At 63.4% G+C, this 13,714-nt stretch carries 13 protein-coding genes and 1 other RNA gene; 2 read left to right on the forward strand and 12 right to left on the reverse strand.

Features of this window, described 5'->3' with window-relative positions:
• Positions 1-84: 84 nt before the first annotated feature.
• Together rpsI and rplM are read right to left on the reverse strand one after the other, a co-directional pair.
• A complete protein-coding gene (rpsI, locus tag PNO31109_RS00115) occupies positions 85-480 on the reverse strand; it encodes a 30S ribosomal protein S9 (protein ID WP_010805092.1) in 396 nt (131 codons plus the stop codon).
• A gap of 10 nt (positions 481-490) precedes the next feature.
• Positions 491-919 carry a 50S ribosomal protein L13 gene (rplM, locus tag PNO31109_RS00120; RefSeq protein WP_010805091.1) on the reverse strand — a complete coding sequence of 143 codons (429 nt, stop codon included), beginning with the start codon at positions 917-919 and terminating at the stop codon, positions 491-493.
• A gap of 637 nt (positions 920-1,556) precedes the next feature.
• Between rplM and PNO31109_RS00125 the strand changes: the two genes are divergently transcribed.
• Positions 1,557-1,979, forward strand: coding sequence for an OsmC family protein (locus PNO31109_RS00125; protein ID WP_150553619.1), 423 nt, complete (start codon positions 1,557-1,559; stop codon positions 1,977-1,979).
• Positions 1,980-2,041: 62 nt separating this feature from the next.
• Here the strand turns inward: PNO31109_RS00125 and rnpB are convergent.
• The 3 genes from rnpB to pyrC form a co-directional block, all read right to left on the reverse strand.
• An RNA gene (gene rnpB / locus PNO31109_RS00130) (RNase P RNA component class A) lies at positions 2,042-2,452 on the reverse strand.
• 102 nt (positions 2,453-2,554) lie between these two features.
• Positions 2,555-3,349 (reverse strand): DUF3025 domain-containing protein, encoded by a 795-nt coding sequence (locus tag PNO31109_RS00135; protein ID WP_150553620.1) that lies wholly within the window; start codon positions 3,347-3,349, stop codon positions 2,555-2,557.
• An 83-nt stretch (positions 3,350-3,432) separates the two neighbouring features.
• Entirely contained in the window at positions 3,433-4,470 is a 1,038-nt protein-coding gene (pyrC, locus tag PNO31109_RS00140) for a dihydroorotase (RefSeq protein ID WP_150553621.1), read from the reverse strand.
• 195 nt (positions 4,471-4,665) lie between these two features.
• Between pyrC and PNO31109_RS00145 the strand changes: the two genes are divergently transcribed.
• A complete protein-coding gene (locus tag PNO31109_RS00145; protein ID WP_150553622.1) occupies positions 4,666-5,496 on the forward strand; it encodes a class II glutamine amidotransferase in 831 nt (276 codons plus the stop codon).
• Between the two features lie 160 nt (positions 5,497-5,656).
• Here the strand turns inward: PNO31109_RS00145 and PNO31109_RS00150 are convergent, their stop codons facing one another.
• The 7 genes from PNO31109_RS00150 to PNO31109_RS00180 form a co-directional block, all read right to left on the reverse strand.
• Positions 5,657-6,382 carry an amino acid ABC transporter ATP-binding protein gene (locus tag PNO31109_RS00150; protein WP_150553623.1) on the reverse strand — a complete coding sequence of 242 codons (726 nt, stop codon included), beginning with the start codon at positions 6,380-6,382 and terminating at the stop codon, positions 5,657-5,659.
• Positions 6,379-7,059: a glutamate/aspartate ABC transporter permease GltK gene (gltK, locus tag PNO31109_RS00155; protein ID WP_150553624.1), complete on the reverse strand. Its 681-nt coding sequence runs from the start codon at positions 7,057-7,059 to the stop codon at positions 6,379-6,381. Before gltK ends, PNO31109_RS00150 begins: the two co-directional genes overlap by 4 nt.
• Entirely contained in the window at positions 7,059-7,799 is a 741-nt protein-coding gene (locus tag PNO31109_RS00160) for an amino acid ABC transporter permease (protein WP_150553625.1), read from the reverse strand. Before PNO31109_RS00160 ends, gltK begins: the two co-directional genes overlap by 1 nt.
• Positions 7,800-7,910: 111 nt before the next feature.
• Positions 7,911-8,819, reverse strand: a complete 909-nt coding sequence (locus PNO31109_RS00165; protein WP_150553626.1) for a glutamate/aspartate ABC transporter substrate-binding protein — start codon at positions 8,817-8,819, stop codon at positions 7,911-7,913.
• A gap of 163 nt (positions 8,820-8,982) precedes the next feature.
• On the reverse strand, positions 8,983-10,269 hold the full coding sequence (locus PNO31109_RS00170; RefSeq protein ID WP_150553627.1) for a Glu/Leu/Phe/Val family dehydrogenase: 1,287 nt from the start codon (positions 10,267-10,269) through the stop codon (positions 8,983-8,985).
• A gap of 341 nt (positions 10,270-10,610) precedes the next feature.
• Complete coding sequence (locus tag PNO31109_RS00175; protein WP_150553628.1) at positions 10,611-11,567, reverse strand: LysR family transcriptional regulator; 957 nt, start codon at positions 11,565-11,567, stop codon at positions 10,611-10,613.
• A gap of 105 nt (positions 11,568-11,672) precedes the next feature.
• A complete protein-coding gene (locus tag PNO31109_RS00180; RefSeq protein ID WP_150553629.1) occupies positions 11,673-13,586 on the reverse strand; it encodes an ABCB family ABC transporter ATP-binding protein/permease in 1,914 nt (637 codons plus the stop codon).
• Between the last annotated feature and the right edge of the window lie 128 nt (positions 13,587-13,714).

A 13,714-nucleotide genomic window follows, 5' to 3' on the forward strand; every position in this document is an offset into this window, starting at 1 on the left:
CGTGGCGCCGTAAATGAAAAAAGGCCGCGCGAGGCGGCCTTTCCTGCATCTGCTTGCGGCAGATGCGAACAAGCACTCGTGCGATTAACGCTTCGAGAATTGCTTGCGTCGGCGGGCCTTGTGCAGACCAACCTTCTTACGTTCGACTTCACGGGCATCGCGCGTGACGAAGCCAGCGGTCGACAGCGTCGGCTTGAGCGTCGCGTCGTAGTCGATCAGTGCGCGGGTGATGCCGTGACGAACCGCACCGGCCTGACCCGTTTCACCGCCGCCCGAGACGTTGACCTTGATGTCGAACGTTTCGGCGTGGTTGGTCAGCTCGAGCGGCTGACGGACGATCATCAGCGACGTTTCACGAGCAAAGTACTCTTTGATCGGCTTGCCATTGACGACGATGTCGCCCTTGCCAGCCTTGATGAACACACGAGCGACGGCGCTCTTGCGACGGCCGGTGCCGTAATTCCAATCGTTTTTGAACATGGCGTGGCCCTTAGATCTCGAGCGACTTCGGTTGCTGCGCTTCGTGCGGATGGTTGCCGTCGGCGTAAACCTTCAGCTTCTTGATCATCGCATAGCCCAGCGGACCCTTCGGCAGCATGCCCTTCACGGCCTTCTCGAGCGCACGGCCCGGGAAACGCTCCTGCATCTTGCCAAACGTGGTTTCGTAGATACCGCCCGGATAACCGGTGTGGCGGTAGTACTTCTTGTCAGTTTGCTTTGCGCCCGTGACTTTCAGCTTGGCAGCGTTGACGATGATGATGTAGTCACCAGTATCAACGTGCGGCGTGAATTCAGGCTTGTGCTTGCCGCGCAGACGGCGTGCCACTTCGCTGGCGACACGGCCGAGGACTTTGTCCGTCGCGTCAATCACAAACCATTCGCGCGTCACCTCTGCCGGCTTAGCGGAAAACGTCTTCATGATCGATCCAAAAAAAATACTGTTTGCCCCATAGACACCAACTTCCTGCTTGTCTGCCGGCCGCGTCCTGGCAACACTTCGGTCGCATGGCGCAGTCCTGTGCTTGCAGGCTCTCCCTGATGCATTTTCCGTGGGCATTTCCGGAAAAGCCGTTGATTATACAGAAAAAAGCTGTCGCTCGGTAAACGCCGTTTCCGGCAACACAAAAAAAAAACCCGAACCTCGAGGGTCCGGGTTAAATCCACCAAAGGAGGAGGGTGGAGGAGACACTTGCAGCGTTGCTGTGAAGCACAACAACCAATGACTGAAGTGTAGCAAACGTCATGGTGCAATGCAAGAAAATTTATAGTGCGAAATACAACACCATAATATGAAATTCAAAACGAAAATCACCAGAACAGAAAAATCGTTAAAATTCAACGACTTAATAGCATTCAACGTCTCGGCATCGATCTCCAACTAGCGGGATCGACCTGAATTTAGGGTTTCTCCCCCTGAAAACCCGATCAAAAAAGCGCCAATATTGCGACGCAGCAACCCGCACCGAAAACGTCGGCGCCCTCGGTTGCGGGACGGTACGCACGATTGCGGAAGCCGCTACAATTTTTGCTTGAACGAGAAATCGGGGTTTCGAGATATGGAATGCAAGGTTAGCTGGATGGGCCAGGACGGCATGGCTTTCGTCGCGCAGACGGGCAGCGGTCACATCGTCGCGATGGACGGGGCGCCGGAGGGCGGTGGGCACAATCAGGCGCCACGTCCGATGGAAATGCTGCTGGTCGGCACCGGCGGCTGCACGGCATACGACGTGGTACTGATCCTGAAGAAGAGCCGTGCCGAGGTAAAGGGGTGCAGCGTGACGCTCAAGGCCGAGCGCGCCAGCGAAGATCCGAAGGTGTTCACCAAGATCCATTTCCATTTCACCGTCACGGGGCGCAACCTGAACCCCGCCACGGTCGAGCGCGCGGTGACCCTGTCGCATGACAAGTACTGCTCGGCGTCGATCATGCTCGCGAAGACGGCGGAGCTCACGCACAGCGTGGAAATCGTCGAAGGCTGATCGCGGCTCGCGCCGCAGATGCGCAAAAGGCTCCCTCGCGGGAGCCTTTTGCATTCATCGGGATGCAGAGCCGGCCGATAAGCCGGATTCTGTGAGCGCGACTTGCGCCGCGCCTGACAATCATTCCTCTAGGCGACGCATCACTGCGCCGCTCAAGCTTCCTACCCGCAGGCTCCCGGGGGCCCCGTTGCCGGCATGCACACGAGGCGCATGCCGCTCACCTGCCTATTTGGAATTGCTCCGGGTGGAGGTTACCGTGCCGTGTGCGTTGCCGCACGCCGCGGTGCGCTCTTACCGCACCGTTTCACCCTTACCTGATCCGCCTGGCTTGCGCCAGGGGCCATCGGCGGTCTGCTCTCTGTTGCCCTGTTCCGCGTCTCACGACGGATGGCCGTTAGCCATCACCCTGCCCTGTGGAGTCCGGACTTTCCTCCCCCTTCCCGAGGGAAGGCGGCGATTGTCTGGCCGACTCTGCGGGCCGAAGTGTATCACGCGTGCCGGCGTCGACGCCGCAACGCTCACGCCCCCACTGACGCCCCCACTGACGCCCCGCCCTCCGGCGGCGCCCGCCGCCGCTACGGCTTCCGGCGCCTCCCGGTGCGAAACACCGTCGTATCGAGATAAAAGCCCGGATCGGCGTTGGCAGCCCACCATCCGGGAATGCCCAACACCGGCAGCGGCGCGAAGTCGCGTGTGGCGAGCGGCGCGACCGCGAGCGTCGGGGCGATCCGGTCGTCGAGCCAGCGGCGCCGCTGCGGCGGGGCCCAGCCGAAATAGTCGGCTGGCACGTCGACGATCCACGCGTGCGCGGTGATCGACTTGTACGGTGCGACCAGCTTCTCCAGCAAGGCGTGCCCGAACGGCTGGACTTCGCAGGCGAGGCCCCAGTGGGCGCGGCGTTCGACGAACAACGTGTGCCAGTCGAAAGCGCGCAGCGCCGCCCCGAGCGACGAGTCGCTGCATGCGAAGATGACGGCGTTTTCATCGAAAAGCGTAGCGGCGTCGCGCGTGGCCCCGCGAGTCGGCTGTACGCCTCGCGCAGCGAGGGCCGCCGCCTGGCGCGCATTGAGCGCCGCTTTGCCGCGCGGATACGTCAGCCAGATGAGTGCGTTGAAGAAATCGTGCAAATTGCGGCGCGTCGGCACGCCTCCCGTCGCGGCAATGAACGCCTCGTAGGCGGTGCCGGCCGGCAGTGCCTCTTGCGCGACGAAACGAAGCGGGCACCCCTGCCCGCTCGTGAGTCCGGCAGCGGCGGCCTGCGCGGCCAGTGCCTCGCGCCAGTCGGACGCGGCGAGCGCGTGCTGCCCGAGCGCCGACACCGCGGCGAACCACGGTGCGGCCCAGTCGATCTGTGGCAACCCCGCCGTCATGGCAACACCACCGGCGCTCGGCGCCTCGTTGCCCTGCCGCCTGAGCGGCCTGCCGCGACATACGGCAATCTGGTGCGCGCCACTCAGCCCTTGAGCTTCCAGCCGATGACTTCGCCGCCGCGCAGCGGCACGACCGTTGCGTCACCCATCGGCAGTTCAGCCGGCAACTCCCACGCCTCGCGCACGAGCGTGATCTTGTCGGTGTTGCGTGGCAGCGCGTAGAAGTCCGGGCCGTGGAAGCTCGCGAAGCCTTCCAGCTTGTCGAGCGCGCCGGCCTTGTCGAACGCTTCCGCATACAGCTCGATCGCGTGCAGCGCCGTGTAGCAACCGGCGCAGCCGCAGGCGGCTTCCTTCACGCCACGGGCGTGCGGCGCGCTGTCCGTGCCCAGGAAGAACCGGCGGCTGCCCGAGGTGGCCGCCTTGACCAGCGCCTCGCGATGCGTCTCGCGCTTGAGCACGGGCAGGCAGTAATAGTGCGGGCGAATGCCGCCGGTGAAGATCGCGTTGCGGTTGTACAGCAGGTGATGCGCGGTGATGGTGGCGGCGATCGGACCGTCGGCCTGAGCGACGTACTCGGCCGCGTCCTTCGTGGTGATGTGCTCGAAAACGACCTTCAGAGCCGGGTAATCGCGGCGCAGTGGCGTCATGACGCGGTCGATGAAGACCTTTTCGCGATCGAAGATATCGATGTCCGCGCTCGTCACCTCACCGTGCACCAGCAGCGGCATGCCGACTTCCTGCATCGCTTCGAGCGCGCCGCGGCACTTCGCGAGGTCGGTCACACCCGCGTCGGAGTTCGTCGTGGCCCCGGCCGGGTAGAGCTTCACGCCGTGCACGAAGCCCGACGCCTTGGCGCGGCGGATCTCGTCGCCCGGCGTGTTGTCGGTCAGGTATAGCGTCATCAACGGCTCGAACGTGTTGCCGGCCGGGCGCGCGGCGAGGATGCGCTCGCGATAGGCGGCGGCCTGCTCGGTCGTGGTGACCGGCGGCTTGAGGTTCGGCATGATGATCGCGCGGCCGAACTGGCGGGCGCTGTCGGGCAGCACACTCCTGAGCACGTCGCCATCGCGTACGTGCAGATGCCAGTCATCGGGGCGGGTGATGGTCAGTTGGGTCGTCATGGGCGTTTTCCGGGGCTTGGGGGACGGCTGGCCCATGAAGGCCGCGGCGGCGCGAGATGACGCGTGCGCGCGACGGACTTTTTGGGCGGGAATGTACGTACACAGGGGCCGATGCTATGCTTGTGCAACCCCATATTGTAACGGTTGCGGCGCTCCGACACGACGTGCGCAGCCCATCATCGATTTGCCCGTCCCATGTGCCAACTGCTCGGAATGAATTGCGCGGAACCGACCGACATCACGTTTTCATTTACCGGTTTTGCGGCGCGCGGGGGCGGCACGGATCACCATGCCGACGGCTGGGGTATCGCGTTCTTCGAGGACAAGGCCTGCCGGCTTTTCATCGATCACCAGGCGGCGGCGAACTCGCCCATTGCCGAGTTGGTGAAGAAGTACCCGATCAAGTCGAAGAACGTCATCGCCCACATCCGCAAGGCGACGCAGGGCGTCGTCGAGCTGGAGAACTGCCACCCGTTCCAGCGCGAACTGTGGGGCCGCCACTGGATCTTCGCCCACAACGGCGATCTGCACGATTACGACCCGTTTCTCTCCGGCGTCTACCAACCGGTCGGTACGACCGACAGCGAGCGCGCGTTCTGCGACATCATGCAGGGCCTGCGCAAGCGCTTCCCTGGTTCACAGCCGCCGCTCGACGAGCTTTTCCACGCGGTGGAAGACATCACCCGCACGATCACGCGCCACGGCGTGTTCAATTTCGTGCTGTCCAACGGACAGGCGCTCATCGCCCATTGCTCCACGCGACTGCATTTCATCGCGCGGCAGTGGCCGTTTACGAAGGCGCATCTGATCGACGCCGACTGGGAAATCGATTTCGCGAAGTTCACGACGCCGGCCGATCGCGTGGCCGTCATTGCGACCGTGCCGCTTACCGACAACGAAACCTGGACGACCTTCGAGCCGGGCGAGCTGATCCTGTTCGAAAAGGGCGCGCCGTCGCTGCGCACCGTCGTGCCGATCCCTGAGGCCGTGCGCCTTCGCAACGCGCAGAACACGGCCTGTCAGTAAGGGCCAGGAAGCGCCTGCCGCCGCGCGCGACCGATGGCGCTGGCGGCGCCGGCAGGCGCCCACAAAAAAAGCGTGCCCGAGGGCACGCTTTTTCGTTCCGGCGCGATGTGCGGCGTGATGTGCGGCGTGATGTGTTCGATGTCACGCCCGCCGGCATCGATCAGTGCAGGATCTTGGCCAGGAAATCCTTGGCGCGATCCGACTTCGGGTTCGCGAAGAACTCTTCCTTCTTGTCGTCTTCGACGATCAGGCCCTGGTCCATGAAGATCACGCGGTTCGCGACCTTCTTGGCGAAGCCCATTTCGTGCGTGACCACCATCATGGTCATGCCTTCCTGAGCCAGTTCGACCATCACGTCGAGCACTTCGTTGATCATTTCCGGATCGAGGGCCGACGTCGGCTCGTCGAACAACATGGCGATCGGGTCCATGCACAGGGCGCGGGCGATGGCCACGCGCTGCTGCTGACCGCCCGAGAGCTGTCCCGGGAACTTGTGCGCATGCGCCTTGAGGCCCACGCGCTCGAGCAGCTTGAGGCCCTTCTCGGTGGCCTCGTCCTTGCGCCGGCCGAGCACCTTGACCTGCGCGAGCGTCAGGTTCTCGGTAATCGACAGGTGCGGGAACAGCTCGAAGTGCTGGAACACCATGCCCACGCGCGAGCGGAGCTTGGCCAGGTTCGTCTTCGGGTCGGCGACCGAGGTGCCGTCGACGATGATCTCGCCTTGCTGGATCGGCTCCAGACCGTTGACGGTCTTGATGAGCGTGGACTTGCCCGAACCCGACGGGCCGCACACCACCACGACTTCACCCTTCTTGACTTCAGTGGAGCAGTCCGTGAGCACCTGGAACTGGCCGTACCACTTGGAGACGTTTTTCAGGGTAATCATTTCGCCAACCTCTTTTGAAGACGTTTAACCAACATCGAAACCGTGAAGCAGATCACGAAGTAGACCGCTCCGGCAAACACAATCATCGCAGGCAGAGTGCCGTCACGCTGGCCCACCTGGTACGCCATGCCGAAGAAGTCGGCCAAGGCGATCGCGTACACGAGCGACGTATCCTGGAACAGAATGATGCCCTGCGTGAGCAGCAACGGCACCATGTTGCGGAACGCCTGCGGCAGCACCACGAGGCCCATCGCCTGCCAGTACGACATGCCCAGCGCGAAGGCGGCGGACATCTGGCCGCGCGACACGCTCTGGATACCGGCGCGGATGATCTCCGAATAATACGCCGCTTCGAACAGCGAAAAGGCCACCAGTGCCGAGACCATCCGGATATCCCAGGTCGGCGGCACGTCGAGCAGCGAGCGCAGCACCTGCGGCACGATCAGGAAGAACCACAGCAGCACCATCAGCAGCGGGATCGAGCGGAATACGTTCACGTACAGGTCCGCGAACCACTTCAGGACCGTCACCCCCGACAGGCGCATCATTGCGAGCAGCGTGCCCCAGATGATGCCGACGATCACGGCGAGCACCGTGATCTGCAGCGTGGTGACCATGCCCTTGACGAGCAGCGGCATCGCGTCGATCGCGCCGCCCCAAGCGAAAATCTCACCCATTATTTGCCCCCGATGTAGCCCGGCAGGCGGGTCTTCGATTCGAGCCAACGCATGAGCATGAGCACGACGATGTTGATGAGCATGTACGCGATCGTCACAGCGATGAACGATTCGTAGCTATGCGCCGTGTAGTCGATGAGCTGCTTGCCCTGACCGGTCAGCTCGAGCAGGTTCACCGTCGAGATCACGGCCGAATTCTTGAAGATGTTGACGAACTCCGAGGTGATCGGCGGAATCACCACGCGAAACGCCACCGGCAGCAGCACGAAGCGATACGTCTGCGGCAGCGTGAGTCCCATGGCCAGACCGGCATTCTTCTGGCCCCTGGGCAGCGAATTGATACCGGAACGCACCTGTTCACACACCCGGGCGGCCGTGAAGAGCCCCAGGCCGACCACACCGGTGAGCAGCGAGACGTTCGAGGGATTGAGCGAGAACAGCCACTGGCGCACGCCTTCGGGCAGAAAGTCGGGGGCTACGTAGTACCAGAAGAACAACTGCACCAGCAACGGGATGTTCCGGAACAGCTCGACGTAAGCCGTCGCGAAGCCGGAGATCCACTTGTTGGGGACGGTGCGCATCACGCCGAGCACGGAGCCGACGATGAGCGCGATGATCCAGCCGCCGAGGCCCACCTCAAGCGTGAGCTTGAAGCCCGAGACCAGCCACCCGAAGTAGGTGGTGTCCTCGCCGGTGGCCACCGGCTGGAAGAAGAAACTGAAATCGAGACCGAGAGCCATGATCTCCCCTTTTTCTACTTGTCTTGCTTAAAAAGAAGCGGAAGGATCGACTCCTTCCGCTTCAGCATTACGCACCGATAATGTTCAGCGATCCGTCAAGCCGATGTCGGCTTACTTGGCGCCCTGAACGTCGGCATTGTCGTTCGGCGACTTCCAGAGGGCTGCCATTTCGGCCGACGGCGGGAAGTCCATGTTCGTGCCGCCCAGCGCCGGGATCGGCGACTGGAACCACTTTTTGTAGTCGGCCTGTGCCTTGCCCGACTTCTGGTAGTCCGCGACCGCCTTGTCGACCAGCTTCTTGAAGGCCGGATCGTCCTTGCGCATCATGCAGCCGTAGGCTTCATACGATTGCGGCTTGCCGACGATGCTGTAGTCCTTGGCATCCTTGAACTTGGCGCGCTCGCCGGCGAGCAGGGCGTCATCCATCATGAACGCCACGGCGCGGCCCGAGTGCAGCGTAATGGCTGCCTCGCCGTGATCCTTGGCGCTGATGATGTTCATGCCCATGTTTTCCTTCTGGTTCATCTCGCGCAGCAGACGCTCCGAGGTCGTACCCGCCGTGGTCACGACGTTCTTGCCCTTGAGGTCGGCAAAATCCTTCACGCCCGAGCTGTTCTTCGTCAGCAAGCGCGTGCCGATGATGAAGAACGTGTTCGAGAACGCAGCCTGCTTCTGGCGCTCGGCATTGTTCGTGGTCGAACCGCACTCGATGTCGATGGTGCCGTTCTGCACCAGCGGAATACGGTTTTGCGACGTGATCGGGGTCTGCTTGACGTCCAGCTTCGGCAGGTTCAGCTCTTTCTTGACTTCCGCCACGATGGCCATCGCGACGTCGTTGGCATAGCCCACGACATTGTGCTGGTTATCGTAGAACGAGAACGGGATCGACGATTCGCGGTTACCCAGCGAAATAACGCCGCTGTCCTTGATCTTCTTGAGCGTACCGCTTTCCTGAGCCTGCGCAGCACCTGCCATCAGGCCCACACAGCACATCGCCAATGCAATTTTCGAGAGGGTCATTCCTTGGTCTCCTTGGCACAAAACGAATGCATTCTAGCACTGCAATTGCCTATTTTTTTATTCTCGAATGCTCGGAACGTCCGCCTTTTTTGACGTAAATCGCCCCGAACATTCGGTTTTACGCATTAATGCGTATTACTACTTAGTGCCGCAGCGCCCACGATCAGGGGTACAGGCCACGCATTTCACGGGCCTGAAGAATCCGGCTGCACGCCACGATGAACGCCGCCGTGCGCAGCGACACCTTGTGCTCCTGGGCCACGTGCCACACGCCGTCGAACGCTTCGCGCATGATGCGCTCCAGACGGTGGTTGATTTCTTCCTCGGTCCAGAAGAAGCTCGAGAAGTCCTGCACCCATTCGAAGTACGACACGGTCACGCCGCCGGCGTTGGCGACCACGTCCGGCACCACGAGGATGTTCTTGCTGCGCAGGATGTCGTCGGCCGCCGTCGTCGTCGGGCCGTTCGCGCCTTCGACCACGACCTTTGCGCGGATCTTGTCGGCGTTCTTCTCGGTGATCTGGTTTTCCAGCGCCGCCGGAATCAGGAACTCGCAGTCGAGCGACCAGAACTCCTCGTCCTTGATCGATTCGGCCGCCGCGAAACCGCCCACGCCGCCGGTCTCGGCCACATGCTTGAGCAGGTTCGGCACGTCCAGGCCGTCCGACTTGTAAATCGTGCCGGTGTGGTCTTGCACGCCGATGACGTGTGCGCCGGCCTCATGGAACAGGCGTGCGGCGATACCGCCCACGTTGCCGAAGCCCTGCACGATCACGCGCGCGCCGCGCACGTCCATGCCCAGGCGGCGGGCCGCTTCGCAGCTCACCACGAACACGCCGCGGCCGGTGGCCTCGCGCCGACCGAGCGAGCCGCCCAGCGAGATCGGCTTGCCGGTCACGACACCGGTGGCGGTGGAACCCTCGTTCATCGAGTAGGTGTCCATCATCCACGCCATGATCTGTTCATTGGTGTTGACGTCCGGCGCCGGAATGTCCTTCGTCGGGCCGATGATGATGTTGATCTCACTGGTGTAGCGGCGCGTGAGGCGCTCGAGCTCGCCGCGCGAGAGCTTGCGCGGGTCCACACGGATACCGCCCTTGGCGCCGCCGTAAGGCACGTTCACGGCTGCGTTTTTGACCGACATCCACGCGGACAGAGCCATCACTTCGGAGAGCGTGACGTCCTGATGAAAGCGCACGCCGCCCTTGCCGGGGCCGCGCGAGGTGTTGTGCTGCACGCGGTAGCCCTCGAAGTGCGCGATGGTGCCGTTGTCGAGCTCGATCGGGCAATCGACGATCAGGATGCGCTTCGGGCGCTTGAGGGTTTCGACCCAGCGCGAGAGCGAGCCCAGGTAGGGCGTGACGCGATCGACCTGCTGAAGGTAGTTGCCCCACGGGCCGAGGTCGTCGGCCTGAAGGTAGGAAGGCAAGGCATGTGACGTTTGAGACATCTCTGGATTCTCCGGCTTCAATCAGTGCCCGCACGCAGGCACGACACGAATGGCTCGCACTTTACAAATAACCGTCGAAAACAATCCAATGCCGAAAAAACATGCAACTATGCAATTCCTGCATAGTTTCCTCATTTCACCGGTTCGTCACGCGAATGGCGGCGAACGCGCGCCAACGCTGGCACCGGGGTCTGTCAACCAATGGGAATTCCCTGAGGAGCCCCTACTACGCTCCCGGTTTTTTTCCCGGCTTTCCTCCCCTTCCCCTTTCGCCCCTTTCGCCCCTTTCGCCCCCTATTACCCCTTTTCTCCCCTTTTCACCCCCCTTTTCACCCCCCTTTTCACCCCTTGACCTGATCGCGCACCGCCTGCCAGAACGCCTCGACGGCATCGCGCTTGGCGCGCTCGCGCCGGTGGCTCGCGTCGGTGTAGGCGAGCCGGTCGCGGTACAGGCGGATTTCCATGTCCAGATGCCAAGGCGCGCCCGCCTTGCCGGGCGGGGCGAGGTCCACCAGTTCGCCGCGCGCAATCGAGTCGACCACGGCGCTCTGCGGCAGGAATGCCACGCCATGCCCGGCGAGCACCATCGCCTTGAGGGCCTCGGCCATGTCGGTCTCGTAGACCTTGTCCAGATGTGGCGGGTTCGCCGTGTCGCCCACGAGCAGATCCGCCATGCGTCCGAGGTAGGCGTTGGACGTATAGGCGAGATAGGGCACCGGCGCTTCGGGCGTGCCCGGCAGCCTGAAGCGGGCGCGCTTTTGCGGCGTGGGTGCGCTGTACGGGCTGAAGCGCTCGCTGCCGAGCACCACCATCTCGTAGCGCGAGGCGTCGAGCTGCAGCGGCTGGCTCGGGTGGTAGTAGCACATCAGCAGATCGCAGCCGCCATCCGTGAGCGACATGGCCGCGTCATGCACGTTCAACGCGCGCAAGCGGCTGCGCAAGAGGCCCAGACGCTTTTCCAGCGTCTTGAGCCAGCGCGGGAAGAAGGTCATCGAGAGCGTGTGCGGCACGGCGAAGTCCAGCACCGAGTGGTCCGCCGAGCGCTGCTCGCGCAGCAGCGCCCGCGCTTCCTGCGCCTGGGCGAGCAGTGCGAGCGCCTGCTCGTAGAAGACGTCCCCCGCCGGGGTCAGGCGCGTGGGGTAGCTGGAACGGTCGATCAGTTCGCTGCCCAGCCACGCCTCGAGTGCCTGGATGCGGCGCGAGAATGCCGGCTGCGTCACATGGCGCAGCTCGGCCGAACGGCTGAAACTGTTCGTCTTGGCGAGCGACACGAAGTCCTCGAGCCACTTGATTTCCATGCGGTGCTCCCGCGTCGGCGATGTCAGCGCGCTAGTCTACTCAATCGGCGGCGCGGATGACAAACGTGCTCCCGGAGATGCCCGCGCACGGGGCTGCCAGGCCGCTCAGGACACGACCGTGGCGAAGTGCGACGCCTCGGCGTCTCCCTCGCCGCCACGCCGTTGCTGCTGCAGCGCCCACATCTGCGCGTACAGGCCCTCGGCGCGCAGCAGTTCGTCGTGCGTGCCGCGCTCCACGATGCGCCCCTTGTCGAGCACGATGATCTGCGCGGCGTGCACCACCGTCGAGAGGCGGTGTGCGATGACCAGCGTCGTGCGCTCGCGCGCGATGTTGCGCAACTCCGCCTGAATCGCCTGCTCCGAGCGCGAATCGAGCGCCGAGGTCGCTTCGTCGAAAATCAGAATGTGCGGATTCTTGAGGATGGTCCGCGCAATCGCCACGCGCTGCTTCTCGCCGCCGGAGAGTTTCAGGCCGCGCTCGCCGACCATCGACTCGTACCCCGCGGGCAGGCTTTCGATGAAATCGTGGATATGCGCGGCGCGCGCGGCCGCGATCACCTCGTCGCGCGAGGCCGACGGATTGCCGTAGGCGATGTTGTAGTAAATCGTGTCGTTGAACAGCACCGTGTCCTGCGGCACGATGCCGATGGCCGCGCGCAGCGAGTCCTGCGTGACCTCGCGGATGTCCTGGCCGTCGATCGTGATGCGACCAGCGGGCACGCCGGGAAAGCCCACGTCGTAGAAGCGAAACAGCAGGCGCGAGAGCGTGGACTTGCCCGAGCCGCTGTGGCCCACGACGGCCGTGGTCGTGCCCGCCGCAACCGTGAAATCGACGTCGTGCAGAATCTGGCGTGTCGGCTCGTAGCCGAAGTTCACATGCTCGAAGCGCACCGTCCCGCCGCTGCATGCGAGCGAGCGGGCGCCGGGCGGGTCGGCCACTTCGCGATTGACGTCGAGCAGCGTGAACATGCGGTCCATGTCCGTCATGGCCTGCTTGAGTTCGCGGTAGATCACACCGAGGAAGTTCAGCGGAATATAGAGCTGGAGCATGAACGTGTTGACGAGCACCAGATCGCCCAGCGTCATGCGTCCGCTCATCACGCCCTGCGTGGCGTGCCACAGAATCAGGATGAGGCCGGCGGCGATGATCGCCTGCTGGCCGAAGTTGAGCACCGAGAGCGAATTCTGCGAACGGATGGCCGCCGCGCGGTAGCGCTTCAGGTTCTCGTCGTAGCGCTGCGTCTCGAACGCCTCGTTGCCAAAGTACTTCACCGTCTCGTAATTGATGAGCGAATCGATGGCGCGCGCGTTGGCCTTCGAATCGAGTTCGTTCATCGTTCGGCGAAAGTGCGTGCGCCACTCCGTGACCTTGACCGTGAACGTGATGTAGAGCACCAGCGCGCCGAGCGTGACAATTGCGTAGAACGCGTCGTAGCGCGCCACGAAGAAGCCGAGCACCAGCGCCACTTCGATCACCGTGGGCAGGATGCTGTAGAGCGAGTACGAGATCATCGACTGGATGCCTCGCGTGCCGCGCTCGATGTCGCGGCTCATGCCGCCGGTCTGCCGCTCGAGATGAAAGCGCAGCGAGAGCGCGTGGAGATGCCGGAACACCTTGAGCGCGATCTGCCGCACGGCGCTTTCGGTCACCTTCGAGAACAGGATTTCGCGCAGCTCGGTGAAAAGCGACGTGGACAGCCGCACGAGCCCGTAGGCGATCACCAGCAGGCCAAGGCCGCCCACCACGATCAGGCTCGGGTCGGCCGACGCCCGCGCGGCGGTCGAGAGCGCCGCCACCGGCCCGAGGGCGTCGACAATGTGCTTCATGAGGATGGGCACGCCCAGGTTAGCCACCTTGGCGAGCACGAGGCACGACAGCGCGAGCGCGACGCGTGCGCGAAATTCCAGCAGATACGGCAGCAGCGACTTGATGACCTGCCAGTCGCCGCGGGCCGGCCGGGCATGGTTCCGAGAACCGGAGGCCGCCGGCGCGGGTTCGGCCGCAGTGAAACGTCTCATGATGAAGTGGGGGGGCGGCGTCCGGCTCGCGCGAGGGCTTTCCGCTAAAATCGTCGATGGCGTATTTTCGCAGAACCCGGCGTCTCATGCTGAGCCGGCGCCGGGTGAGCTCCCGCCTCGGCGGGCTG

It is taken from the genome of Pandoraea nosoerga (assembly GCF_902459585.1).
Lineage (GTDB): Bacteria > Pseudomonadota > Gammaproteobacteria > Burkholderiales > Burkholderiaceae > Pandoraea > Pandoraea nosoerga.

What these genes read in the sequence shown, in the direction of transcription:
- PNO31109_RS00175 (WP_150553628.1), bottom strand. Translation starts at nt 11,567, where the DNA reads ATGGAAATCAAGTGGCTCGAGGACTTCGTGTCGCTCGCCAAGACGAAC.
- PNO31109_RS00125 (WP_150553619.1), top strand. Translation starts at nt 1,557, where the DNA reads ATGGAATGCAAGGTTAGCTGGATGGGCCAGGACGGCATGGCTTTCGTC.
- PNO31109_RS00150 (WP_150553623.1), bottom strand. Translation starts at nt 6,382, where the DNA reads ATGATTACCCTGAAAAACGTCTCCAAGTGGTACGGCCAGTTCCAGGTG.
- gltK (WP_150553624.1), bottom strand. Translation starts at nt 7,059, where the DNA reads ATGGGTGAGATTTTCGCTTGGGGCGGCGCGATCGACGCGATGCCGCTG.
- rplM (WP_010805091.1), bottom strand. Translation starts at nt 919, where the DNA reads ATGAAGACGTTTTCCGCTAAGCCGGCAGAGGTGACGCGCGAATGGTTT.
- PNO31109_RS00165 (WP_150553626.1), bottom strand. Translation starts at nt 8,819, where the DNA reads ATGACCCTCTCGAAAATTGCATTGGCGATGTGCTGTGTGGGCCTGATG.
- PNO31109_RS00180 (WP_150553629.1), bottom strand. Translation starts at nt 13,586, where the DNA reads ATGAGACGTTTCACTGCGGCCGAACCCGCGCCGGCGGCCTCCGGTTCT.
- pyrC (WP_150553621.1), bottom strand. Translation starts at nt 4,470, where the DNA reads ATGACGACCCAACTGACCATCACCCGCCCCGATGACTGGCATCTGCAC.
- PNO31109_RS00170 (WP_150553627.1), bottom strand. Translation starts at nt 10,269, where the DNA reads ATGTCTCAAACGTCACATGCCTTGCCTTCCTACCTTCAGGCCGACGAC.
- PNO31109_RS00135 (WP_150553620.1), bottom strand. Translation starts at nt 3,349, where the DNA reads ATGACGGCGGGGTTGCCACAGATCGACTGGGCCGCACCGTGGTTCGCC.
- rpsI (WP_010805092.1), bottom strand. Translation starts at nt 480, where the DNA reads ATGTTCAAAAACGATTGGAATTACGGCACCGGCCGTCGCAAGAGCGCC.
- PNO31109_RS00160 (WP_150553625.1), bottom strand. Translation starts at nt 7,799, where the DNA reads ATGGCTCTCGGTCTCGATTTCAGTTTCTTCTTCCAGCCGGTGGCCACC.
- PNO31109_RS00145 (WP_150553622.1), top strand. Translation starts at nt 4,666, where the DNA reads ATGTGCCAACTGCTCGGAATGAATTGCGCGGAACCGACCGACATCACG.